The 24,222-nt window shown below is 59.1% G+C and carries 15 protein-coding genes; 12 read left to right on the top strand and 3 right to left on the bottom strand.

Going from position 1 to position 24,222, the window contains the following annotated elements:
- Positions 1–113 precede the first annotated feature (113 nt).
- Positions 114–524 carry an ArsR/SmtB family transcription factor gene (locus tag HHL24_RS32530; protein WP_169489407.1) on the top strand — a complete coding sequence of 137 codons (411 nt, stop codon included), beginning with the start codon at positions 114–116 and terminating at the stop codon, positions 522–524.
- A 61-nt stretch (positions 525–585) separates the two neighbouring features.
- On the top strand, positions 586–1,320 hold the full coding sequence (locus HHL24_RS32525; RefSeq protein ID WP_169489406.1) for a DUF899 domain-containing protein: 735 nt from the start codon (positions 586–588) through the stop codon (positions 1,318–1,320).
- Positions 1,321–1,368: 48 nt separating this feature from the next.
- Here HHL24_RS32525 and HHL24_RS32520 read toward each other — a convergent pair whose 3' ends face one another.
- Positions 1,369–2,238 carry a helix-turn-helix transcriptional regulator gene (locus HHL24_RS32520; RefSeq protein ID WP_169489405.1) on the bottom strand — a complete coding sequence of 290 codons (870 nt, stop codon included), beginning with the start codon at positions 2,236–2,238 and terminating at the stop codon, positions 1,369–1,371.
- Between the two features lie 254 nt (positions 2,239–2,492).
- On the opposite strand from HHL24_RS32520, the gene HHL24_RS32515 reads away from it, so the two are divergent.
- The 3 genes from HHL24_RS32515 (at position 2,493) to HHL24_RS32505 (ending at position 13,967) form a co-directional block, all read left to right on the top strand.
- Positions 2,493–3,329, top strand: coding sequence for a carbon-nitrogen hydrolase family protein (locus HHL24_RS32515; RefSeq protein WP_169489404.1), 837 nt, complete (start codon positions 2,493–2,495; stop codon positions 3,327–3,329).
- Between the two features lie 175 nt (positions 3,330–3,504).
- Complete coding sequence (locus HHL24_RS32510) at positions 3,505–4,872, top strand: APC family permease (RefSeq protein ID WP_169489403.1); 1,368 nt, start codon at positions 3,505–3,507, stop codon at positions 4,870–4,872.
- A gap of 155 nt (positions 4,873–5,027) precedes the next feature.
- The gene (locus HHL24_RS32505) at positions 5,028–13,967 is read left to right on the top strand and encodes a DUF6543 domain-containing protein (protein ID WP_169489402.1); all 8,940 of its coding nucleotides are present in this window, start codon (positions 5,028–5,030) and stop codon (positions 13,965–13,967) included.
- Between the two features lie 35 nt (positions 13,968–14,002).
- On the opposite strand, the gene HHL24_RS32500 is transcribed toward HHL24_RS32505, so the two are convergent.
- Positions 14,003–14,185, bottom strand: coding sequence for a hypothetical protein (locus tag HHL24_RS32500; RefSeq protein WP_169489401.1), 183 nt, complete (start codon positions 14,183–14,185; stop codon positions 14,003–14,005).
- A gap of 211 nt (positions 14,186–14,396) precedes the next feature.
- A complete protein-coding gene (locus HHL24_RS32495) occupies positions 14,397–15,311 on the bottom strand; it encodes an NAD-dependent epimerase/dehydratase family protein (protein ID WP_169489400.1) in 915 nt (304 codons plus the stop codon).
- A gap of 116 nt (positions 15,312–15,427) precedes the next feature.
- Here HHL24_RS32495 and HHL24_RS32490 point away from each other — a divergent pair, with 116 nt between their 5' ends.
- From HHL24_RS32490 to HHL24_RS32460, 7 genes are all read left to right on the top strand, one after another.
- Positions 15,428–16,324 (top strand): LysR family transcriptional regulator, encoded by an 897-nt coding sequence (locus HHL24_RS32490; protein ID WP_169489399.1) that lies wholly within the window; start codon positions 15,428–15,430, stop codon positions 16,322–16,324.
- A 445-nt stretch (positions 16,325–16,769) separates the two neighbouring features.
- A complete protein-coding gene (hutH, locus tag HHL24_RS32485) occupies positions 16,770–18,293 on the top strand; it encodes a histidine ammonia-lyase (RefSeq protein ID WP_206003114.1) in 1,524 nt (507 codons plus the stop codon).
- Positions 18,294–18,319: 26 nt separating this feature from the next.
- A complete protein-coding gene (gene hutC / locus HHL24_RS32480) occupies positions 18,320–19,015 on the top strand; it encodes a histidine utilization repressor (RefSeq protein ID WP_169489398.1) in 696 nt (231 codons plus the stop codon).
- 58 nt (positions 19,016–19,073) lie between these two features.
- On the top strand, positions 19,074–20,762 hold the full coding sequence (gene hutU / locus HHL24_RS32475) for a urocanate hydratase (RefSeq protein WP_169489397.1): 1,689 nt from the start codon (positions 19,074–19,076) through the stop codon (positions 20,760–20,762).
- 2 nt (positions 20,763–20,764) lie between these two features.
- Entirely contained in the window at positions 20,765–21,385 is a 621-nt protein-coding gene (locus HHL24_RS32470) for a HutD/Ves family protein (protein WP_169489396.1), read from the top strand.
- A 119-nt stretch (positions 21,386–21,504) separates the two neighbouring features.
- The gene (hutI, locus tag HHL24_RS32465; protein WP_169489395.1) at positions 21,505–22,728 is read left to right on the top strand and encodes an imidazolonepropionase; all 1,224 of its coding nucleotides are present in this window, start codon (positions 21,505–21,507) and stop codon (positions 22,726–22,728) included.
- A gap of 10 nt (positions 22,729–22,738) precedes the next feature.
- Positions 22,739–24,124, top strand: coding sequence for a formimidoylglutamate deiminase (locus HHL24_RS32460; RefSeq protein ID WP_169489394.1), 1,386 nt, complete (start codon positions 22,739–22,741; stop codon positions 24,122–24,124).
- Positions 24,125–24,222 lie beyond the last annotated feature (98 nt).

The raw sequence follows: 24,222 nt of genomic DNA, 5'->3' as shown, positions 1-24,222 counted from the left end.
GCAGCGTCCTCTTCTCCGCTTCATCCACCTCTTCTTTCACCTCTCCCTGCGCGCTTTGAGAAAAGTACGTACCTGTCCTTGACATCCCCTCACGTGTTTCTATATTTAACCTCATGGTTAAGTTTAATGAAGTGCTACTCGATCGCACCTTCGCCGCGCTGTCCGATCCGACGCGGCGTGCGTTGCTCGTGCGTTTGTCCGAACTGAACGATCTGTCGGTCAGTGAGCTCGCCGAGCCGTTTGCGATGTCGTTGCCCGCGGTGATGAAACACCTCGACGTGTTGTCCGAGGCCGGTCTCATCACACGCAGTAAAACCGGCCGCACGGTGGCGTGCCGCCTGTCCGCCGGACCGATGGAGGAAGCCATGGAGTGGCTCACCCGCTATCAGCGCTTCTGGTCCGAATCACTCGATCGTCTTGCTGCTTTCGTTGAAGAGGAGCCGCGATGTCCGCCAAACGCAGCTTTACCCTCCAGCGCCGAATCAACGCCGCGCCCGCGAAAACCTTCCGTGCGCGGACGGTAACGGCAGCTTGCTGACTTTCACGCCTGTCACGAATCTGCACGACACAGAGAAGGAGACGCACATGGACCCGCAACACCGTATCGGCACCCGGGAAGAATGGCTGGCCGCCAGCAAGGCGCTATTAGTCGAAGAGAAAGCGTACACACGCGCCGGCGATGAACTCGCCCGCAAACGCCGCGCACTGCCGTGGGTGAAGGTCGACAAGACCTATGTATTCGACACGCCGCAAGGCCGCAAGACACTCGCCGATCTGTTCGGCGGCCGTAGCCAATTGATTGTCTATCACTTCATGCTGGGCCCGGATTGGGAAGAGGGCTGTTTCGGCTGCTCATTCGTGTCGGATCATATGGACGGCATCCTGACGCATCTTGAACATCACGACGTATCGTACGTGGCGGTCTCGCGTGGGCCGCTCGCGAAGATCGAGGCTTTCAAGAAGCGGATGGGCTGGAAGTTTCCGTGGGTATCGTCGAATGAGAGTGACTTCAATTTCGACTATCACGTGTCGTTCACGCCGGAGGAGGTCGCCAGCAAGAAGGCGTTCTACAACTTCACCGAGCAGGATGTCGGCATCGACGAGCTATCCGGTCACAGCGTGTTTTACAAGGACGAAGCAGGCGACGTCTATCACACGTATTCCACCTACGGACGCGGCGGCGAGCAGTTCCTCAGCGCGTACGCGCATCTCGACGTTACGCCGAAAGGCCGCGAGGAGAAGAAGAATATGGGCGAGTGGCTCAAGTATCACGATCGCTACGAAGAGAAGGCGAGCGGTTGCGCCGCGTGCGGTTCGTGATGGCGAAGTGCGTGGCAGAAGTGCTCGTTCGCAGGAAAGAGCAGGACGTCATGCCCCTTTGCGCCCTGCTTCATAAAACAGCGCGAACAACTCCGATTGCGAGTTGACGTTGAGCTTCGTATAAATGTGCTTCTTGTGTGCGCGCACTGTCTCGAACGAGATCGCCAGTTTCTCCGCGATGGCGCGCGTTGAAAATCCGCTCAGGGTCAGCATCGCCACCTCGACTTCGCGCGCGGTGAGTGGCGAGCGGCCGCTCACCGACGACACCTGCTCGAAGCGCGTGGCATAGGTGGGTGTGTCCGCCGGCGGGCCTGCTTTTGTCACTGCTTCTGCCGCTGCTCCCGTTGATGTTTGCGTCACCGCCTCGCTCGAGGCCGGCTCCGGCGCGTCGAATGCCTCATATGGCAAACGCTGCCGCAGCAGCGCGATCACCCATGGTGCGCAGAGCGCGAGCACCGCCAGGTCGCGCTCGCCATAGCGATGCGTTGCGCCCAGCGAGAACGCCAGCGTATGCCGCGCGTCGATCATGTAGTTGAAATGCACCTCATCGCCGACGATATTTTTCCTGAAGTACCGCTGGTAGTAGTCGGTCATCGAGAAGTTGTCGGGCGCGACATCTGCAAGCGTGACAAAGCCCGATGCAGGCTTCTCGGTCGCGGCGATATAAAACGGGTCCAGTTGATAAAGCGCGGCGAGATAGTCCTGGAACATCACATCCACTGTGCCGTCCGGTGTGGGCGATTCGGCGCAGACGAGCGGCGCGACGCCAGGTGTGAAGCGCAGGGCCACCCAGTTGTCGAACACGACGTAACGTTCCAGCGCGCGCGTGAGGCGAGTCCAGAATTGCGCGCTGTCGAGTGCTTCGATAACCGCGCCGATCTCGCGATGAAAGGCCAGATCGCGCCATTCGAGTTCCATGCGTGCTCCGTTGAGGGTAACCCAGTTGGGTAATTACGAACAAAAATATGTCTGGTAATAATAGGCCCAACCTGAAACGCGGGCGGCCCGGCAACAGCCGCTATTTAACGCGAAGCAGACCGGCAAGGACAGCAACCATTTGCATGGGACTAGAGTAAGTGATTTGCATGGGACTAGAGTAAGTGCTAAAGCGCCAACTCTAGTCGACAGCTAAAGCGCCAACTCCGATCGACATCTGGTCAACAGGAGACAGAATGCTTCAACTCGAACTGGCACAGATCCCGATCGTGGATGGCGCGGCGGGCGTGGGCGGTATAAACGTGCAACGCGTGCTGCAAACCATCGGTCAACGCGCGGCCGGAACCGAACTGATCGTGTTTCCGGAGACCACGCTGTCGGGCTTTCCGACGCGGGACACCATTGGCGACTTGGCCGAACCGATCGACGGGCCGTCGCTTAGCGCAGTCCGCAATGCGGCGCGCGAAGCACGCGTAGCGGTGGCGGTGGGGCTTGCCGAGCGTGACGGTAACCGCTTTTTCAACACCACGGTGCTGGTCGACGAACGTGGCGAGATCGCGCTGCGCTATCGCAAGACGCACCTGTGGGCGTCGGACGTCGGTGTATTCGAACCGGGCGACCGCTACGAAGTGTGCAGTTTCAAGGGCCTGACCGTAGGCCTCCTGATCTGCTACGACATCGAATTTCCGGAAACGGCGCGTGCGGTCGCCTCGCTCGGCGCCGATCTGCTGATCGTGACGAACGGCAATATGGAGCCGTTCGGGCCAGTGCATCGTCGCGCGATCGTGGCGCGCGCCATGGAGAATCAGATGTTCGCAGCGCTCGTGAATCGCATCGGTTCGGGTGACGACAACCTCACGTTCCCCGGCGAATCGGCGCTGATCGATCCATCCGGCGACGTGGTGTGCGACGCTGGTCACGAAGAAACGGTCCTGCGCGCCACACTCGATCCGGCACGTCTCGAAGGCGCGCGCGAACACTATCGTTATCTGCATGACGCGCGCATTGCGCTCGACCTCGCGACGGTGGACGGCGAGCACGGGCAACGTGCGCGTGTGATCCGCTCGCGTTAAGTTGCAAGCGCACATAAGCGCATAGACCCACCGACGCACCTACGTACACCACGTCAGGCAAAGAATCATCGGCGCGACATCCGCGCATCCAGCAAGACTGATCGACAAACCTCGACCGGGGCGCGTTCAACGCCGCCCCCGGCGACGCTCGCCCATTCGCAAGAGGAGACACCGCATGACCCCAACATCACCCACCGAGCGCGCTGACGCATCTGCCTCGCCCCAAAGCGCGCATCTGAAGCGTACGCTCGGCCTGCCTTCAGTCTTGCTGTTCGGCCTCGCCTATATGGCGCCGCTGATCGTCTACGGCACCTACGGTGTGCTGGCGAGCGCCAGCAACGATACCGCGGCGCTCGCGTATCTGATTGCCCTGATCGCGATCGTATTCACGGCGCTCAGTTACGGTAAGCTCGCGCGGCTTTTCCCGGTGGCGGGTTCAGCTTATACATACACGCGCAAAACCTTCAATCCGCATCTGGGCTTCATGATCGGCTGGGCCACCTTGCTCGATTATTTTTTCCTGCCGATGGTGATCTGGCTGATCGGTGCGGCGTATCTCAGCGCCGCGTTTCCGCACATTCCGAGCTGGATCTGGATCGTCGCGTTCATCGTGTTGACGAGTGCCCTGAACATTCTCGGCATTGAACTCGCGAACCGTTTCAACATCGTGCTGATGGTCGTGCAACTCGCGATCGTCGCGTTGTTCGTCGTGCTGTGCTGCCACTATGTGACCGCGGCGGCCGGCCCCGGCGGTCTGATTTCGGCTGAGCCGTTCTTCAAGCCGCATGTGCCGTTCTCGGCGACGATGGCGGGCGCCGCAATTGCCGCCTATTCGTATCTCGGCTTCGACGCGGTATCGACGTTGACCGAAGAAACCATCGCCCCGGAAAAGACCATGCCGCGCGCAATCGTGCTGATCGCGCTGATCGGCGGCGCGATCTTCGTGATCGCCGCGTACACGGTGCAACTCGCGCACCCAGGTGCGGTGTTCAAGGACCCGGATTCGGCTGCCTTCGAAGTCGCGCGCAAAGTAGGCGGCGATATCTTCGTGACGGTGTTTCTGGCCGGCCTGATTCTCGCGCAGTTCGCCTCGGGCATCTCGGCGCAGGCGAGCGTGGGGCGTCTTCTGTATGCAATGGGGCGTGATGAAGTATTGCCCAAGCGCATCTTCGGTTTCGTGCATCCGAAGTTCAAAACGCCGGCGCTGAACATCGCGATCGCGGGCGCAATCGGTCTGGTCGCGTTGAAGCTCGATGTGGCGACGTCGACCTCGTTCATTAACTTCGGCGCCTTTCTCGCGTTCACCGCGGTCAATCTTTGTGTGATCCGCCAGTTTTTCAGCGCGAAGGGTAGTGCGAATGCGATGGGCGTGATCGGCGGCCTGCTGTTTCCCCTGGCCGGTGCGATTGCGGATATCTGGCTGCTGGTGAGCCTCGAGAAAACCGCACTGGTGCTCGGCGCGGTGTGGTTTGTGCTGGGGTTGTGCTACCTCGGCTGGATCACGCGCTGTTTCCGCCAGGCACCGCCGGAAGTCGCGGTTTAATGCGATTTTCACGTTCAGGTGCGGCCTTATGTCATCCGCATTTCAGTGGATCTTGACGCGGACAATACGCCGGGTTGACTCAATATGATGGTTCGCGAAATTGCGCGAGTGCGACGCCACATATTCCCGCCGTTAAGACTGATGCGAGGTTTGCCATGCCGATACAAGAGGCCATCAACCATGGACTGATTAAAAAGCATAGGGATGGCGCCAGCTCTGGGAGCAGCGTGTCGCATCTGGCGAGCCCAGACCACGACTTGCTGCCGGGGGCGCCCGGGTATTCATTTCATATGGCATTTGACGCGACGGATGCAAATAATGATGAGGATTATTTCAAAGGCTTTCATAAGATTGAAGCGATAAACCGCCCAGTAATTGAAAGGCATGGTCGCGAAGCAACGCGAGAAGTCATGGTATTGCGGCCGGAGCATCCGCATCATGAGCGCACATTATTTGGTTCAGCATTCCCGGTTGAATCGTTGCAACATGTCGCAGACGAGAGCAGTGATGACGACGAGTTCATCGATGCTGCGCAGGAGCTCGATCTGCCTGTGGTCCGTTACGAGGCCTTGAGCGACTGCCTGGTCGCGCTCGCTTGCAGAATTCAACGAGAGACCGTCGCGAGGCTAATGTCGGGCTTGTTCGCCGAACAGCGGGCATTGCAGCAGCAATACCATCTGGTGAAAAAGTTATCTGCCGAGTTATCCGCAGTTTACGAGGACACAAGTCGAAGTCTGCTGCAACGCTTCACCGACATGGCGACGATTATTTCCCGCTACGAAGGCTGGGTGCCGGAAAACATCAAGTCGTTGCAGCAGTGTTTGAAGTTGACGTCCAAAGTAGATGCATTGATTGAAACGGCCCGCAGGCAGCGTGGCGAAACAAACCTGAGAGGCGCGATCGCCGAGATACGGGGAATACTGAATAGTGACGCAGTGCAATCCGCTTTGTCGAGAGAGCGGAGCGAGCAGTTTCTGACGATCCTCGATCGGAGTGCGCAGACATTCGAGCTTCTAGCGAAGCTGAATAGCCTTGAGGAAGGAGCCGGATTTGACGACTATCTGGAATTGGTCACGTCCGATCAGTTGATCAATGAACTGGCGCCAGAGTGTCTAACTTCGCTGGTCAGCCTCGCCGTGGATGTGAAAAAGAGAGTCGATGTGCTCTACGCCGACGTGGTCAATCCATGTGCTGATTTCCCCACCAGTGGGACGCACACGGAGAAGCTGGGCTGGCTGATGCAGATTTTGGAGGTCGACGAAGTTCGCCAGGCGTTGTCTTCTTTTCTGGGACCCCAGCAGTTGGCTTTGTTAGCCACTCCGCAGGCTTTGGTCAAGTTGGTCGGCGATTATCCTGGCGAATCCAGCGCACTAGAAAAATTGCGCTGGATAGCGAGTCTGGAAAGTTCACCCAGTGCAAGGAAGATTACCGAAGGCACACTGCTCCGGCCTGTTGTGGAGGGCATGAGCCGCGCTGTGGGCGGCAGCGATAAAGTATTGCCGATAGTCGACTTCTTAACCGGAATCACTGCACCGGACATCGGTCGATTCGAACAGGCGAGGATGCTCGCGTCAGCTTTGCTTGGCCCGGGCCAGATGAGGAACATGGTCTCTCTTCTGGGACCGTTCTCGCCGGCGGCGAGGGTGGGTTCGGGCGTGTACGACTGGTATATGAATATCCCCGCGGGCATGACGTGGGGGGAGACGGCGCGATATTTTGTCGGCGAGGCGGCGCACTACGTCAAAGATCAACCCGCGTTGATCAAATCGCTAACTGGCGTAGATATCACTTATGCCTTAACCGTCGCCGAAATGATAAGAAAACTGCCGGCAATAAAGAGGGAGTGGAACTGGGAGGAAGCGGCCGTGTGGTTAGTGCGGGAGGCAATCAGGAATCCTGATGCTCGCTGGTACTTCGATCGTTTCCTGGAAGTGTGTCTAGCCTGGCAGTTCTATCAGATCCTGACACGGCAAGATGCCATTGAGGACCCAGAGGCGTTGCAAGGGGTGATCAAGATCCTCCGATGCTATCTCCCCGACGGTGGCGAAGTCGTGATTGACACGCTTCAGACTGTATGGCCGCTGTTGCCGGGACTGATCGCGCTGAAAGAGGAGCTTGGCACGCTGCCCGTCACCGACTCGTGGATCACATGGTTGAACTGCGTCGTCGAGCATTCCAGGCAGAGCACCCGTCCCGTGGTTAGAGACCTGGCGGGCAGGATAGAGGCGTTGGCTTGTCGGTTCGGTACTGACGCAATGCTCGGCATAGTTGGACGCTTATCGAATGTCATGGCGAATGTGTTGGGGACGTTCCCCGCATCAGAAGGGACAGCCATGCCGCTATCCAACGAACAGTCTCGGCCAGGCAGCGACCTAACCGGTGGTGCGCTTGATGCTGCCACTGCCCGGCGTAACGAGGTGGCCTTGGCGCTCGCCCGGTATCTCGCCCATCCCTTCGTGTCATTGCAAGACACCATCCGTGATTACGCTGACGCGCTCGCTGTCTTCGCGTTCAGGAAAATGCCGCAAAACAGCGAAGAATTAGGGGTGGTCTTTGCGTGTCTGGCGGTTCTGGAAGCACCCGACAGTGGCGCAGACATGTCGGAGGGGGCAATGGGGTCATCAGCAAGCGCTATGCGGCCGGATGAAGTTGCCGTCGCAGCGCCATTCGGCGCGTCGTTGCTCCCTGATACGCCCGCCGTCATTTGGGGCGATGAGCAGGCAAAGCGCGAAAGAATACTGGCAGGGATATCGCTGGGAGCGTACTGGCTGGCTACAACATGGGCGGCCTATAAAGTGCTGTCGCCGAGGTTCCGCGGTGTGAAAAATGAAGCAACCGACACCGCGGTGCTTGCCGATTTGGCCGAAGTAAAAACCGATCAAAACGTCGACGGGAAAGTCAGTTCGGAAAACGGAGAGGGCATAGCAAGGGAGTCGCAGAAGCTGGTCGGCAATCCGGGCGGCAATCACGAGCCTCCGGCGGCGCCAGGCGTTTGCCATTTCCTGAAAAAATATCGTGGCGAGCTGGCGGTTGGCGCGGCGGTGATGATGGGAGCCGGTCTAACCAGTTACTTTGTTGGAAAGTATTTTTTGTGCGACGACCTGGCTGCCGCCGTTGACAGGGTCGTGGACAAAGTCGAGTTCGACGATGTCACGTCAATTCCGGAGTTTCGCGAATTATTTTCAGCACGTGCCCACCGCTCAAGAAGTGTGCTTTCTGCTGGAGCAGCGGAGAGTTCAGAGGGAAAAATAAAAAAATACTTTTCGGCTCTGGGCGAAAAGCTCGGGAACGAGGGCTCACTAAAAACATTTTTTGAAATTCTGAAGGTCCGTCTACTTCCGAAAATTTTAAGTAAGCGGGGCGTGACTGACAGCCTGGATGACGATTTTGCTCTGCTGGCAGAACTCGACCTGATGTTGATAAAAATGCAGAGATATATTGTTTCGGTCGTTCTCGCCTTCGATAATTTCACCGATTTTAAAACGCTCCTGATGCTCAATCAGTTGCGAAATTTGATCTTGCAAATCTTGCTGGATAAATACCCGGACAAGACCATGAGCTATTATGCAGCAATGGTCAGTCAGAAAGATTTCAAGGAGCTGAATGAGTTCTGGAAAATAAGGATGCCGGCGAGCTATCTGCGGTATCTCTTGCATGACGAGGGGCTGTCGAATGAGGACATCGATTTTTATTACAACCTCCTGAAGACAATTCTTGAAGCAGCCATGCTTTCCGACAGCGTATCGACGCGCGAAGGCGCCGTTGGCTTCATTGGCGAAGACGGAGTCCTCAAGTTGATCGTCGAGGGTGTGGACGCGACCTTGAAATATTACGACGGAAAGCTTCTATGGGAGGAGTCGCGAGACCCGGGGGAGGAGAGCAGTAACAAAAAGTCAATTGATGAAGAGTTGATGGAAAAGATTGTAAAAATAGCGGGATATCTGGAAAAAGCGTCAAAAATTCTCTCGAAACAGGGTGTGCGGGAGTTCATGTATCCGGGCGGAGAAAAGGCCTGTGAAGACTCGATTTTTATAAAAGGACGAATCAGGGAAATTGCCGGGCCGGGTAATGAGCTAGACCAGATAATACCTGTAGTCTTCACGTGTGAGGGGGAGATGAGAGTTGGGCTGTTCAATGTCGAACAAATAGTCATGGGTCTTCACCTTAGGCACGAAAATTATAAAAATAAAAACGCCGAGATCAAATGGTCAGCCGCTTTCGATTCTGATATGAGAGGAAAAATTCTGGCAATTTCTGATGAAATAAGTGAGGCGAGAAAGATTGCCGCTAACGCCGAGTTGATACGTGTTCACCAGAAAACCTTGAAGGGCGTGCAGATCGGCGGTATTGTCAAATATGTCGACAATGCGATCCGGCACGAGGCAGCGAAACTCGGAATAACGGGGGATTTTAATATCGATACCCGGGTTGTTGTATCGACAACCGATATAAAACCTGCTCCGTTTTCTCAGATTGCCCCTTCGAAACAAATTTTCACGGTGAACAAGGAATGTCGCCTTGGAGAAATTGCGCTGAGAAAACTTGAGTCGACGAAAGACATGAAAGTGTCCGATGCGCGCCTGAAACCACTAGTGGAAAGTCTGCTGGCCCGGGATTTTCAGTCTGACTATCAGCGCGAAGTAAGTCTGCTGAGGGAGATGAAGCAGATAAAAAGAGCATTTGATGCAGTCATGCTCTCCAAGATAAAACCGCTTCTCGATCAGCCGGGGCGGCTGCATTGGATCAAGTATTCCGGTTACGAACTGGCCGGCTTGCTGATGTATAAAAGCGAGAATAACCGGATTAATATTCTGTCCCTGCTCGACGATTCCCTGAAAGAGTTCCTTTCTTTAAAGGATGTTGAGGGAAAATTCAGACAGGACAAGGAAGTGGCGCATTGGATGCTAGGGCATAGCGTCGACACCGCGGCTGCCTGGGCTTACGATAATTTTGGCCGTTATCCGACTGGAGCTGTGATTCCGATCAGTTTCGATGAAGACGCCAGATTTTCTAGCATGCTGACTTATCACCAGATCGATCCGTCGTCATTTTCTTTTTATCAGGATTTTCTGACCCGACTATATCGGGAAGCTGATTTGCTTGCCAAATCAAGGAGTGAGATTGACTGGCAGACCGCGATGGACTGGCTGGAGCTATTTGCGATCGCCGCGGCAATTTTTTCGCTTCCTTTGGGCCCACTGGCTGGCTTTGTGATTGGTCTCGTAACGGAGGCTGGGCCGGCAATCGGAAGGGCGATTACAGAAGACGATCCGGAAGAGCGGGATTCGTATTTATGGGATGCGGCGATAAGCCTCATGTCTGAAGCCGCGTTGACCGGCGCCCCAAATCTGTTGGGCGGGATCACAAAGAAAATCAGAACATCGCCGAGTTACCGGAAATTCCTGTCATGGCTGGCAAGCAAGGATTCCGCAAATCCCGCTCGTGCATTTGGAAGTAGGGTGCGGGGCGAATTGGGATCATTGTCGTCCCTCGAATGGAATAGAAAACTCGATCATGAAGTTCGGGTCAGGGTGAATGCAAAAATAGAAGAATCCATGTCGCGTGTCGACGGCGTGCTAGGCGATGTCCGTTTTCGTGGAAAGAGTTCGCTGGAGACGGCGCTGGAGTTGGACAGCATGCAGAAATCCGGAAAGCTTTTGCCGGCCTTGACCAGCGGCCGAAGCGTTTCAATGAAATTCAGATCCATCAATCAGTGGGATCGTTTGCACCCGGACTCGCGAATCGGTCATCTCGTCACGGTCATTGAATTGGACAACGTGAAATTCGTTGTCGATCCTACGCCAATGTCGGCGGGATCGATTACCGGCGCCGGAAATAGGGTGATGCTCGAGCAGGAGTGGTTCCGCCGCAACCAGGCAGGCGCTAAATCGAAATTAGTAAAATATAAAGATTTCTCCAGTCTGGAAAAGGCGAGAAAATACAATGACCCGACATTCTCATTCGACGTTGATAAAACGGAAAGCGGTACGGTTGTCCTGAGCTCCCCTGCCTGGTATGAACCGGATTTGGGGAATTACGGGGGATTGAATGCCGACTGGCGGGCCAATGTCAGTCTTGAAGGCATCACGCCAGATTCAGCGGGCATCTATCGGATCCAGCAGGCCAGTACCTCAGCTTCGCCGTCCACTGTCGAGTGCTACATCCGCAATCAGGACGGCGGGGTTTTTCGGGTGAAATGGGATGACGACGCACGTACCTGGCGCTTGATCAACCCGAGCAATACGTCAGGGTATGCACCTCCTGTCAGGCGCAGCGGTAACGGCGCGTGGGTGAGGCATCTCGATCTGGCGGGCAAAGGCGGCGCGCCCGTGCTTGTGCGGCAGACGCCATTGGTCGGCCCGTCGCTCAGCCAGATGACGCAGTTCATGAAGAACGGCCGGCGCAGCGCGGTTGAACAACTGGGTGAGGCGCAGGCTGCATTGAAAAACGGCGCGGACAGCGAGATGGTTGCCACGGTCGCGGAGTGTCTGTGGGGCAGGCAATGGTTGGACGAATTTGCACGTCCGCAGCTCATTGAGAAGTTGGCAAATAACCTGGAAATCATCCGGAGGCGCCTCAGGAAGTTCGATCCGGCCGCGCATGTGAGTTATTACAACGCCAAGGTCACAGGCGGAACCGGGGGGCCGTCGGCCAATACCGGCATGACAGTCGCGGAGCTCGATCAGCTGAAGTACGAGGACGTCGTCCAGAATAAAGAAGTCGGCACCTACGTGAACGCCTACGAAACGGGGGTGAATTTCATCCAAAGTAGGGATGACTTGGGGAAGGCGTATATGGGAAGGGTCATCGTTCATGAAATGACCCATGCCCCCGGGAAAACCGGGGAATTGAGCACGTTTGACAACGCCTACCTTGGAATTTTGCGGCCTGACAGGAAACACGATCTGACCGCGCTGGCCAGACTTCCTGCGGATCCGGGCGCGGCGGCTAACAATGCAGACTCATACGCGACCTTCGTCCAGTACGTCACGCAGTTCAAGCGCAACCCTGAGAAGTTCACTGAATTTAAGGCCGCCTTTGAAAAATGGAAGGCGGACAGGGTGCAAAACGCGGAGGCGGAGCTTTTATTTGATTTCAATGTTCCGCAGACACCTGGGACGGGCCGCGTCATCCAGCGTGGTCTGCAGGATATGGTTTTGAACGCGGCCTGGAGACGGGCGGACGATCAGGGAAAGATCAATCTGCTGATTCAACGTGCGGCCAAACTTCCGGAGTTTACCGAGCTGGCTTATCTGGTCGGCGATGACGTACTCGAACGGTCGGTCAGTAAGAGCCTGCGGTTCGATTTCGACGGGGTGAAGAAGACCCGTTTTTCGTGGGGTGCGACTCATGACGTGGATCTGGAAAAACTTCGCATTCGAATTGCCAACGATCTGAGCAGGTACAAGGAGGCGCAAGCACACCTGAAGTCATTGCAAAGGAATCCACTCGAGCTGACCCGGCACCTGGAGCAAGGGACTCCTCCCGAAGAGGCGGCCGCCGAATGGATTCTGGGTGCCAACCGTTCTGACAGGCGTGCCGTCGACGCTATGCTTCTGACGCTGCAAAAATTCAAATCGGCCGATCTATTCGACAAATCTGTGATTGAGTCGATTCATCGCGATGTCTATCGGCCGGCTGCGGGAGAAGTGCCTCGACGGTTCAGAACGGCGGATGACCCGGAGTTCATGAGCCTCGAGGTCGCCGAGGAGTTTTTCGCCAGACGTCTCGACGATATCAGCGCTGTTCCCGAAGGCGGCGATCTGCTATTTGCCGCCGTCGCCCGTGGCCGTCCCTACGCCGATGGCAATATACGTACGGCGAGAACGCTATACGCATTGAATGAATTGCGCTCGAATCCCACTGCATTCAAACGCCTGACGGCCGAGGACGAGGACCTGCTGAGCGGATTGGCAACCCGTGCGCCCACAAAGCCGGCCGGCGGTGCGCCGGTCGTTGCACCCGCGGGCGGCGGTCCATTGCCGGCGCTTCCGCCGTCCGGGCCTCGCCCAGCAACGCCGAATCCGTCGACTATCCGTGTCGAAGTCGAGGTTGTCGGCGCGCTGCGATCCTCCGCTCAACGCGAATACAAGATTCTGGATGTAGGTGCAGATGTAGAGGTGGGCATTGCTGAAATAGGCAAAAAATCGAGGCACATGACTGTCTGGCGGGCGGGCGAGAAACCGCTTGATAACCCACCAGACGACATCGTCGTGAGCGCTGGCGAACTGGACACGTCAAAGCTTGGGACATCTGACTCCAATGTGATGACGCTGCTTTTTTATGGACCTGGAACCTATCGTATTGCCGATCGGCATCTGGCTTTTCTGATGAGAAGCACCGACCGGTTCGATACTGAAGACGACGATTCGGGAGTCGTCGCCGGATTCAAATCCAGTGAGTTTCAGCTCTTGCCGAGCGGCACGTGGACGCGTCCCGTTGGGGCATCAAACGAGCCTATCCTTGACTATGCCCGCGGGCCGGGAAAAAACACGCCGACCGATACCGCACTCAGCAAAGTGTCCGAATACACCTCGACTCGTTACGATTATGACGACCTCAAAATCCAGAAAATGGCGCTCATTCCCGGCCGTGCGGGGACTGGGGTGCAAGGAGCCGACATACTGAGTTTTAACGGTGATGCGTCGACCGGCACCCGCATGTCGATTGACGATATACGTCGTCAGATTGCCGACGTCGGGCCCGAGTACAAACGTGTCCATCTATGCGTGTGCCGGCCGCTCGGCGACGCGGCAACATTGACAATGGATCTGTCGATGCGGGACTCCTCGGTTGCAGATCAGTTGCGGCTCAGCGAAGCCGAATCCGGCGGGACGGTTACGCCAGGTCGCGAAGCGAAATCCGGAACACGCGTGCCCATTACTCACCTGGTTACGCTGATTACTTTGGACAATGCGCGCGGAACGGTCGAAGAGACGGTGCAGGGCATCATTGCGAAAGGCACCGGCGAGTATGTCGAAATCGATCCCGTTGCGGGGGACAAGTTGTCTCTACCCGGCTATGAGGTGAAGGAGTGGAGTGCGTCGACGCCTTGGGGAGAGCTCAGCCAGGAGGTGATCAACGCAGCAAAGTGAACTCGTGAACCGTTGGCCTGACTCGATGACGCCGTTCAAAGCGCCATGTCGAAAGCGGGCTTGAGGAACAGTTCGATCGCCATCACGATGAGGCCCATTGCGGCCGCTGACAGCGTCAACGTGCCGTATTCGTCGTAGCGTGAATCGTACAGGCACGCCACGACGAAGAGAATCGCCAGCAGGTTGGTCAGCCAGTCGAAATTCAGCGCCAAAGTCATCGATTAAATCCGGGCTCACGCGCGACTCGTGTCGTCGAATCGCGCTATTACATGAGCCGAATTCTAGCGAGTTGAGCTTACGGATTCGCAACGACTGTGCTTACACAAATTACGCCCCGGAGGAAGTCCCCTTGGGGGGCGCCCCGGAGGAAGTCCTCTTGGGGGGCGCCTCGGAGGAAGTCCTCTTGGGGGACGCCCAGAGGACGTCCCTTTAGGAAGTCGCCTCGGAGGACATCATGTCGTGTTCGATCCAGTCGATCACGGAGGTGCGTTTGGGCTGCCAGCCGAGCAGTTTGCGTGCGCGCTCACCGCGCACGCGGCTGTTCGAACCGAGCCCGTACGAAGCCATTTCGTAGCCCCATTCCTTTTGCGCTGCTTCGAGCGGCCAGTCTTGCGGCTCGCCCAGTTTCATCACGCGGGCGATCGCGGCGCTCATGTCACGAAACGACGCTTCACCGCTTTCGACGAAATAGAAGGTGCCCGCCGGCGTCTGCTCCAGCGCGAGGCGATAGAGCTCGGCGACGTCGTCGATATGCACGTTCGACCAGATATTGCCGCCGCTGCCCACATGCCGCACCACGCCGCTCTTTTGCGCCTGACGCACGAGCCGCGGCAACTGCACGCTTGCGCTGCCCGGCACGGCGCCGTGGCCGTAGATCAGCGTGTTGCACAGCACTGCCGAGCGGATGTTCTGCTGCGCCGCATCGAGCACGAGTTGATCGATGGCGACGCGTGCCGCTTTGTCCGCGGTCGGCTTGGGCAGGGCGTCTTCATGATAGATGCGTGCCTCGCCCGCTTCGCCGCCCGACGCATCGCCCACGATGCTCGAGCCGCTCGTATGCAGAAACGGCTTGCCGGAACCGGCGAGGCCCTCGATCAGCGCTTTCACTGCACCTTCATGGTCGCTGCTCGCGGCGTTGATGACCGCGTCGGCGGCTTTTGCTTCGGCGATCAGCAGTTCGCGGTCGTCGAGCGTGCCGATCACGGGCTCGATACCGAGGCGTTGCAACCCAGCGCAGTGCTCAGGCTTGCGGATCAAACCGCGCACCTGATGACCGGCGCGCACGAGGTGCGCCGCGATCGAACCGCCGATAAAGCCGCTTGCGCCAGTAATGAAAATCTTCAAGACGTTCTCCCTAGGGTGGAAACATCGGAAACACGATGACATGCACGCAGTATCCGCCGTCTTGATTCTCGCAAAAAGCGTGTTAGTCTCAAATCAATCTTGATTTGAAATCAACAATGAAGACTTCCACCGACGAGTTGCTGGTGTTCGTCACGGTGATTGACAGCGGTTCGATCACTGCGGCGGCGGAGAAATTGGGGCAGACCGTCTCCGGCGTTAGCCGCGCGCTCACGCGCCTGGAAAAGAAGCTCGACACCGCGCTGGTGCGCCGCACGACGCGCCGTCTGCAACTGACCGAAGAGGGCGAGGCGTTTCTGCGGCGGGCGCGGGCGATTCTCGCCGCCATGGAAGAAGCCGAGGAATCCGTCACGCGCGGGCGCGAGCGGCCCTCGGGGCGCTTGCGGGTCGATGCGGCGTCGCCGTTCATGCTTCATTGCGTGGCGCCCCATATGAAGGCGTTTTCGGCGCTGTATCCGGAGATTCGTCTGGAGCTGACCAGCAACGAGCGGATCGTCGATCTGCTCGAACAGAAGGTGGACATCGCGATCCGCATTGGCGCGTTGCAGGATTCGACCTTGCATGCGCGCGCCCTGGGCAGTAGCAAACTGAGGGTGCTTGCCAGTCCGGCGTATCTGGCCGAATACGGCGAGCCCAGGTCGGTGGAAGCGTTGCGCGAACATCGCCTGATCGGCTTCACTGCGCCGGAGCATCTGAATCGCTGGCCATTGCGAAGCGGTGGGAAGGACAAGTCAGAGCCGCTGAAGATCGAGCCGGCGATCACCGCATCGAGCGGCGAGACGCTGCGCCAGTTGGCGCTGTCGGGATGGGGCATCGCCTGTCTCGCCGACTTCATGACCGCGGCCGACGTACGCGAAGAGCGGCTGGTGCCGATTCTCGGCAACGTGTTGGTGGATGAGCGGCAGCCGGTGAGCGCGGTGTATTACCAGAGCGCGTCGCTGGCGGGGCGCGTGCAGTGTTTCCTAGGCTTCATTGCGGCTCGGGTGACGCTTTAGCGAATCCTTCGCCAGTCATACGGTTAAAAAAGCCTGCGGCTCGTATTGAACTGACCCCGCAAAGTTGGACACCCGTCCAACGATTTGGGGTGCGGTTCAGTATGCGTACGTGGGCTTTTTTGCGCCTGCAGTGGGCTCTCCTATAACTCTGTAAGAGCTGCATCGGTGCGTCGGCTGGCCCAACTGCGCCGACCGGCGCGCTGGATTTTTTTGTCCGCTTGCTGCAGTCCATTTTGAACGTGTATATACAAGTTGTTTGTCGCGACGAACGAATGTGGTGCCGCGTACGCGGACGCCCGAAACCCCGGTTCACGCGATATGTATGCCACGCAAGCGTCCAGCCCTAATGGAAACCCCTAGGCCCGAAGCTGCAAAAACAAGTTGTATATACAAGGCGAGAACGCTAGACTTCTCTCGAATTGTATAGACAAGACAGGACAACACCATGATGATTCTGAAGCCCGGCTACCTGACCCTCCCGCAACTGCGCCAGATCGCACGCGAACACGTCGCGCTGCAACTCGATCCCGCCAGCCACGCCGCCATCGACGCCTGCGCCAAAGCCGTCGCCGATATCGCCGCGAAAGGCGAACCGGCGTATGGCATCAACACGGGTTTCGGGCGCCTCGCCAGCACGCACATCCCGCACGATCAGCTCGAACTGCTGCAACGCAATCTGGTGCTGTCGCACGCGGTCGGCGTGGGTGAGCCGATGTCGCGTCCGGTCGTGCGCCTGCTGATCGCGCTGAAGCTGTCGAGCCTTGGCCGCGGCCACTCGGGCATCCGCCGCGAAGTAATGGAAGCGCTGATCACGCTGTACAACGCCGACGTGCTGCCGGTGATCCCGGTCAAGGGTTCGGTTGGCGCATCGGGCGACCTCGCGCCGCTCGCGCATATGTCGGCAGCCTTGATCGGCGTCGGCGAGGTGTTCGCCAAGGGCGAGCGCATGCCGGCTACCGAAGGCCTCGCGCTGGCCGGCCTGAAGCCGCTCACGTTGCAAGCGAAAGAAGGTCTGGCACTGCTGAACGGCACGCAAGCCTCGACCGCGCTCGCGCTCTACAACATGTTCGCCATCGAAGACCTGTACCGCACCGCACTGGTGGCGGGTGCGTTGTCGGTGGACGCAGCAGCGGGTTCGGTCAAGCCTTTCGACGCGCGCATTCACGAACTGCGCGGCCATCAAGGTCAGACCGAAGCGGCAACGGCTTACCGTTCGCTGCTGCAAGGTTCGGGCATCAATGTTTCGCATGCCGATTGCGACAAGGTGCAGGACCCGTACAGCCTGCGCTGCCAGCCGCAAGTCATGGGCGCGTGTCTGGACCAGATGCGTCACGCAGCCGACGTGCTGTTGATCGAAGCAAACGCTGTTTCCGACAATCCGCTGATTTTCCCGGACACGGGCGAAGTGCTGTCGGGTGGCAATTTCCACGCTGAGCCGGTTGCATTCGCTGCTGACAACCTCGCGCTCGCCGTCGCTGAAATCGGCGCCTTGGCCGAACGTCGCATCGCGCTGCTGATCGACGCGACGCTGTCGGGTCTGCCGCCATTCCTCGTGCGCGACGGCGGTGTGAATTCGGGCTTCATGATCGCTCACGTGACCGCTGCGGCGCTCGCTTCCGAGAACAAGACGCTCGCGCATCCGGCTTCGGTTGATTCGCTGCCGACGTCCGCGAACCAGGAAGATCACGTTTCGATGGCGACGTTCGCTGCGCGCAAGCTCGGCGACATCGCCGAAAACGTCGCGAACATCCTGTCGATCGAGTTGCTCGCCGCTGCGCAAGGCGTCGATCTGCGCGCGCCGCACAAGACCAGCCCGAGCCTGCAGAAAGTGATGGACGCGGTGCGCCAGGACGTCGCGCATTACGAACTCGATCACTACTTCGCACCGGATATCGCGGCAGTCACGCGTCTCGTGCAAAACGGCACGATCGCGAAGCTGAGCCCGTTCTCGTTCGCCTCCGAACAGTAAGCAGTTAGCCAGGCAGAGCAAGCTAAATGAACGCACCGGCCTACCAGGGCATCAAGGACTTCATCCTCGGCCGCATCCATGCGGGCGAATGGGCTGAAGGCGACCAGGTGCCCTCCGAAAACGAGCTCGCGCGCGAATTCAACGTCGCGCGCATGACGGTCAACCGCGCGTTGCGCGAGTTGACCTCGGAGCAGGTCCTCACGCGTGTGCAGGGCTCGGGCACGTTCGTGGCCCGGCCCAAGTACGAATCGACGCTGGTGGCGATCCGCAGCATCTCCGACGAAATCGTCGCGCGCGGTCATCGCCATCAGGCGAACGTGCTGCACATCGGCGCGAGCATCGCCGACGAAGCGCTCGCCGAAGAAATGCAGGTGAGCGCGGGCAGTCCGGTGTTTCATTCACGCGTGCTGCATTTCGAAAACGACGAACCGGTCCAGCTCGAAGAGCGCTGGGTCAATCCGGTGGTCGCGCCTGAGTACGCGTTGCAGGACTTCACGAACACCACGCCGAATCAGTATCTGGTGCGCGTCGCGCCGCTGCAGCGCGTCGAGTACCGCATCGAAGCGTTGGCTGCAGATGCGGATACACGCGAGCTGCTGACGATGGATGAACTCGAACCGTGCCTCGTGCTGCATCGGCGCACGTGGTCGCAAAGCCAGGTCGCTTCGATCGCCAATCTCTGGCATCCCGGCAGCCGCTATCGCTTCACCGGACATTTCTGATTTCGCCGTATTTTCCGACTCATTTTCCCGAACATTTTCAAGCATTCCGAGGGCCACCATGAACAACCCGAAACACATCGACCCGCGTCTGGACCCGACCCGCACGATCCGCGCACCGCGCGGCGCGGAAAAGACCTGCAAGACCTGGATTGCGGAAGCCGCGTACCGGATGATCCAGAACAATCTGGACCCGGAAGTCGCCGAGCATCCGCATGCACTGGTCGTGTACGGCGGCATTGGCCGTGCCGCGCGTAACTGGGATTGCTTCGATCAGATCCTGACTTCGCTGAAGGACCTGAACGAAGACGAGACGCTGCTGATTCAATCGGGCAAGCCGGTCGGCGTGTTTCGCACGCATGCGGACGCCCCGCGCGTGCTGCTGGCGAATTCGAACCTGGTGCCGCATTGGGCGACGTGGGAACACTTCCACGAACTCGATCGCAAGGGCCTGATGATGTACGGCCAGATGACGGCTGGCAGCTGGATCTACATCGGCAGCCAGGGCATCGTGCAGGGTACCTACGAAACGTTCTTCTCGGTGGCGAACCAGCATTTCAACGGCGATCCTTCGGGCCGCTGGATTCTGACGGGTGGCCTGGGCGGCATGGGCGGCGCGCAACCGCTGGCGGCAACCATGGCCGGCTTCTCGATGATCGCAGTGGAATGCGACGAGACGCGTATCGACTTCCGTCTGAAGACGCGTTACGTCGACAAGAAAGCAGCGACGCTCGACGAAGCGCTCGCCATGCTTGAAGAAGCGAAGAAAGAAGGCAAGCCGGTGTCGATCGGCCTGCTCGGCAACGCAGCGGATGTGTTCGCTGAATGCGTGACGCGTGGCATCACGCCAGATTGCGTGACGGACCAGACCAGCGCGCACGATCCGATTCACGGCTACCTGCCGCAAGGCTGGAATGTTGAAGACTGGCGCGAGCGTCAAAAAACCGTGCCGGACAGTATCGTGCTGCCTGCCAAGCAGTCGATGGCCAAGCAGGTTCAGGCAATGCTCACACTGCAGGACCGTGGCGCCGCGACGCTCGACTATGGCAACAATATTCGTCAGATGGCGCTGGAAATGGGCGTGGAAAACGCGTTCGATTTCCCGGGCTTCGTGCCGGCGTACATCCGCCCGCTGTTCTGCGAAGGCAAGGGTCCGTTCCGCTGGGTCGCGCTGTCGGGCGATCCGGAGGACATCTACAAGACCGATGCGAAGGTCAAGGAACTGATCCCTGACGATCCGCATCTGCACAACTGGCTCGACATGGCGCGCGAACGCATTGCGTTCCAGGGTCTGCCGGCCCGGATTTGCTGGGTCGGCGTGAAGGATCGTTACCGTCTGGGCCAGGCGTTCAACGAAATGGTCAGGAACGGTGAGCTGAAGGCGCCGATCGTGATCGGCCGCGACCACCTCGACACGGGTTCGGTGGCAAGCCCGAATCGCGAAACCGAATCGATGAAAGACGGCTCGGACGCAGTCAGCGACTGGCCGCTGCTCAACGCACTGCTGAACACGGCGGGCGGCGCGTCGTGGGTCTCGCTGCATCATGGCGGCGGGGTCGGCATGGGCTTCAGCCAGCACTCGGGCGTTGTGATCGTCGCTGACGGCACGGACGCAGCGAAGGAGCGTCTCGGCCGTGTGCTGTTCAACGATCCGGCGACCGGCGTGATGCGTCACGCGGATGCAGGCTATGAACTCGCGCAGGAAACGGCGCGCGAGGCAGGCCTGAATCTGCCGATGCTGGGCCGTTGATCGTGTCGGTTGTCGGGAATAGGGCAACCACGACGCTCATTCGCGGCGCCGACCTTGTGGCGGCGCCGTGGAAGAACGGCGGCGGCGTCACGCGCGAAGTCGGGGCGTTTCCCGCAGGCGCTGGACTCGATGCATTCGTTTGGCGCGTAAGCATCGCCGACGTGGCGCAAGCGGGGCCGTTCTCGCGTTTCGCGGGTATCGACCGCACGTTGGTATTGTTGTCGGGCGCGGGCATGTTGCTCGACGAAACAGACGACACTGGCGTTCACGCCGTGAAGACGCATGCGTTGACGCAGCGACTCGACGTCGCCCAGTTTGCGGGCGAAGCGCAAATCGACGCACGCCTCGTCGACGGCGCCACGCGCGATTTCAACCTGATGGTCCGCCGTGGCGCGGCGGTGGGTGAAACAGAGGTGTGGCGCGGCGATACGCAACGCGCTTTGTCCGCGGATGTGGTGCTGTTGTTCTGCGCAAGCGGTTCGGTTTCGGTCACGCTCGGTGGCGAAGCCCAATCGCAAGCACTTGAGGCCGACGACACACTGCGCATCGACACGCCGAGCGCGCTGTCATGCACGGTCAAGGGCGCGGGCGCATTGCTCGCGATCAGCATCCGCTATACGTGATAACCGCAACGATGACGACGATTCGCGCGCGCGCTTAAATCCTGCCAAACGCCTGCTAAGGGCCTGGCAAAGCGCGCCGCGAACCACCACAGACACGCAACGAGCTGCAAGAGCACGCGATGAAGCAAACCGTCTGGCATCACCTGAAACTCTACCCCCAGGGCGATCCCGAACACACGCTGCCCGATGCCGCGATTGCCGTTGAAAACGGCAAGATCGCATGGCTCGGCGCAGCTTCAGAATTACCCGCTCAATACGCCGCGTGGCCGCGTGAAGATCTCCACGGCGCGTGGGTGACGCCGGGTCTCGTCGATTGTCATACGCATCTGGTGTACGGCGGCCAGCGCGCGGATGAATTCGCGCAGCGCCTCGCCGGCGTCAGTTATGAAGAAATCGCGCGGCAGGGCGGCGGCATCGTTTCGACGGTGCGCGCCACGCGTGCCGCCGACGAAGACTCGCTGTTCCGTCAATCGGCCGCGCGCCTCGAACCGCTCCTCACCGAAGGTGTCACGGCGGTCGAAATCAAATCCGGCTACGGCCTCGATCTCGCCAGCGAGCGCAAGATGCTGCGCGTCGCGCGCCAGTTGGGCGAGCGCTATCCGGTATCGGTCTATACGACGTTTCTCGGTGCGCACGCATTGCCGCCTGAATTCGCGGGAAGGGCCGATGCGTATATCGACGAAGTCTGCAACACGATGCTGCCCGCGCTTGCCGACGAAGGCCTGGTCGACGCCGTCGACGTATTTTGCGAGCGCATCGGTTTTTCGCTGGAACAGAGCGAGCGTGTGTTCCAGGCTGCGGAGCGCTACAAACTGCCGGTGAAGATGCACGCCGAGCAGTTGTCGAATGGCGGCGGCACGGCATTGGCCGCGCGTCACCATGCACTCTCCGCGGATCACCTTGAATTCCTCGACGAAGCCGGTGTTGCCGCGATGAAAGCGTCCGGCACCGTCGCCGTGCTGCTGCCCGGCGCGTACTACTTCATCCGCGAGACGCAATTGCCGCCTTTGGACTTGCTGCGGCGCTACCAGGTGCCGATCGCGATTTCCACTGATAGCAATCCCGGCACATCGCCCACCACCTCGCTGCTGTTGATGATGAACATGGCGACCACACTGTTCCGCATGACCGTGCCCGAAGTGCTGCAAGGCGTGACCTCGCATGCGGCGCGTGCGCTCGGCAAGGCGGACCAACATGGCTCGCTGGAAGCAGGGCGCGCGGCGGATTTCGCGGTGTGGTCGGTGGATTCGCTTGCCGAGCTGGCTTACTGGATTGGGCGTCCGTTGTGCGCGCGAGTCGTGCGTGCGGGCGAAACTGTTTATACGCGGCGTGATTTGAGCTAGGGCCTGAGAGATGATGCAATCAAAACAATCACTATTCGCCGATCACGCCTATCTACCCGACGGCTGGCGCCGCAATGTGCTGCTGGAATGGGACGCAAACGGTACGCTGACATCGGTTACGCCCGATACGGCGGCTGTGCCTGACGGTGTCCAAAAAGCCGCCGGCCCGGTGTTGCCAGGCATGCCGAATCTTCACTCGCACGCGTTTCAACGTGCGATGGCCGGCTTGACCGAGTATCGTGCGAACGCGACGGATAACTTCTGGAGCTGGCGCGATCTGATGTACCGCTTCGCCGCGCGGATCACGCCGGAAGGGCTCGCCGCTGTCGCACAGTGGCTGTACATCGAGATGTTGAAGGCGGGCTATACGTCGGTCTGCGAATTCCATTACGTGCACCACACGCCGGATGGCAGCCGCTATGCGAACCAGGCGGAACTGGCGCAGCGTGTCGTGGATGCGGCGTCGGCGAGCGGCATCGGCATGACGATGCTGCCCGTGCTGTACCAGTACAGCGGTTTCGGTTCGCGCGCCCCGCGTGAAGATCAGCAGCGCTTCATCAATACGCCGGAGAGTCTGCTCGATCTGCTCGGCACGTTGCGCGCGGCGCGTCCCGAGAGCGCTGCGTTGCGTTATGGCGTCGCGCCGCATTCATTGCGTGCGGTATCGGCCGATTCGTTGCGTGCGTTGCTGAACGGCGTCGATAGAAGCGCGCCGGTTCACATCCACATCGCCGAGCAAACCGCCGAAGTCGACGCCTGCCTCGAAACCGAAGGCGCGCGGCCGGTGCAGTGGCTGCTCGATCGCTTCGACGTCGATAGCCGCTGGTGCCTCGTGCACGCCACGCATGTCGATGCGAACGAAACGCTTGCGCTCGCGAAAAGTGGGGCGGTCGCCGGTTTGTGTCTGACCACCGAAGCCAATCTCGGCGACGGCATTTTCCCGGCACACGAATATCTCGACGCGCAAGGGCGTATCGGCGTCGGTTCGGATAGCCATATCGGGGTCGACTGGCGGGCGGAATTGCGTTTGCTCGAATACGGCCAGCGCCTCACGCGCCGGCAGCGCAATGTGCTCGCGTCGTCGCAGGCTACGCACGTGGCCGACCGTTTGTTTGACGCCGCGCTTGACGGCGGCGCGCATGCTACGGGGCGTGCGGTCGGCGCATTGCAGGCAGGCCGCCGTGCCGACTGGCTGGTGCTCGATCCGGATCATTCGAGCATCGCCGAGCACGCGCCGAACGCGTGGCTCTCGGGCGTTGTATTCTGCGAGCATGGCGAGTCACCGATTCGCGACGTCTACGCGGGCGGCGACAAGGTCGTCGACAACCGCCGCCATCGCGATGAGGAAGGCGCTTACGCACGCTATCGCGGGGCGCTCGCCGATTTGCTCAAGTGAGTTGCTGAAGTAAGCTGCTCGAGTGACTTGCCAGAGTGAAATGCTCGCTTGAATTGCTGAAGCCACTGAGCTTTCGACTTTTATCGATTTCATCGATT

It is taken from the genome of Paraburkholderia polaris (assembly GCF_012927345.1).
In the GTDB taxonomy this organism is placed as follows: Bacteria; Pseudomonadota; Gammaproteobacteria; order Burkholderiales; family Burkholderiaceae; genus Paraburkholderia; species Paraburkholderia polaris.
This window is presented reverse-complemented; position numbering and strand designations above follow the sequence as displayed.

What these genes read in the sequence shown, in the direction of transcription:
- HHL24_RS32460 (WP_169489394.1), top strand. Translation starts at nt 22,739, where the DNA reads ATGATGCAATCAAAACAATCACTATTCGCCGATCACGCCTATCTACCC.
- HHL24_RS32520 (WP_169489405.1), bottom strand. Translation starts at nt 2,238, where the DNA reads ATGGAACTCGAATGGCGCGATCTGGCCTTTCATCGCGAGATCGGCGCG.
- hutC (WP_169489398.1), top strand. Translation starts at nt 18,320, where the DNA reads ATGAACGCACCGGCCTACCAGGGCATCAAGGACTTCATCCTCGGCCGC.
- hutU (WP_169489397.1), top strand. Translation starts at nt 19,074, where the DNA reads ATGAACAACCCGAAACACATCGACCCGCGTCTGGACCCGACCCGCACG.
- hutH (WP_206003114.1), top strand. Translation starts at nt 16,770, where the DNA reads ATGATGATTCTGAAGCCCGGCTACCTGACCCTCCCGCAACTGCGCCAG.
- HHL24_RS32525 (WP_169489406.1), top strand. Translation starts at nt 586, where the DNA reads ATGGACCCGCAACACCGTATCGGCACCCGGGAAGAATGGCTGGCCGCC.
- HHL24_RS32510 (WP_169489403.1), top strand. Translation starts at nt 3,505, where the DNA reads ATGACCCCAACATCACCCACCGAGCGCGCTGACGCATCTGCCTCGCCC.
- hutI (WP_169489395.1), top strand. Translation starts at nt 21,505, where the DNA reads ATGAAGCAAACCGTCTGGCATCACCTGAAACTCTACCCCCAGGGCGAT.
- HHL24_RS32530 (WP_169489407.1), top strand. Translation starts at nt 114, where the DNA reads ATGGTTAAGTTTAATGAAGTGCTACTCGATCGCACCTTCGCCGCGCTG.
- HHL24_RS32500 (WP_169489401.1), bottom strand. Translation starts at nt 14,185, where the DNA reads ATGACTTTGGCGCTGAATTTCGACTGGCTGACCAACCTGCTGGCGATT.
- HHL24_RS32515 (WP_169489404.1), top strand. Translation starts at nt 2,493, where the DNA reads ATGCTTCAACTCGAACTGGCACAGATCCCGATCGTGGATGGCGCGGCG.
- HHL24_RS32490 (WP_169489399.1), top strand. Translation starts at nt 15,428, where the DNA reads ATGAAGACTTCCACCGACGAGTTGCTGGTGTTCGTCACGGTGATTGAC.
- HHL24_RS32505 (WP_169489402.1), top strand. Translation starts at nt 5,028, where the DNA reads ATGCCGATACAAGAGGCCATCAACCATGGACTGATTAAAAAGCATAGG.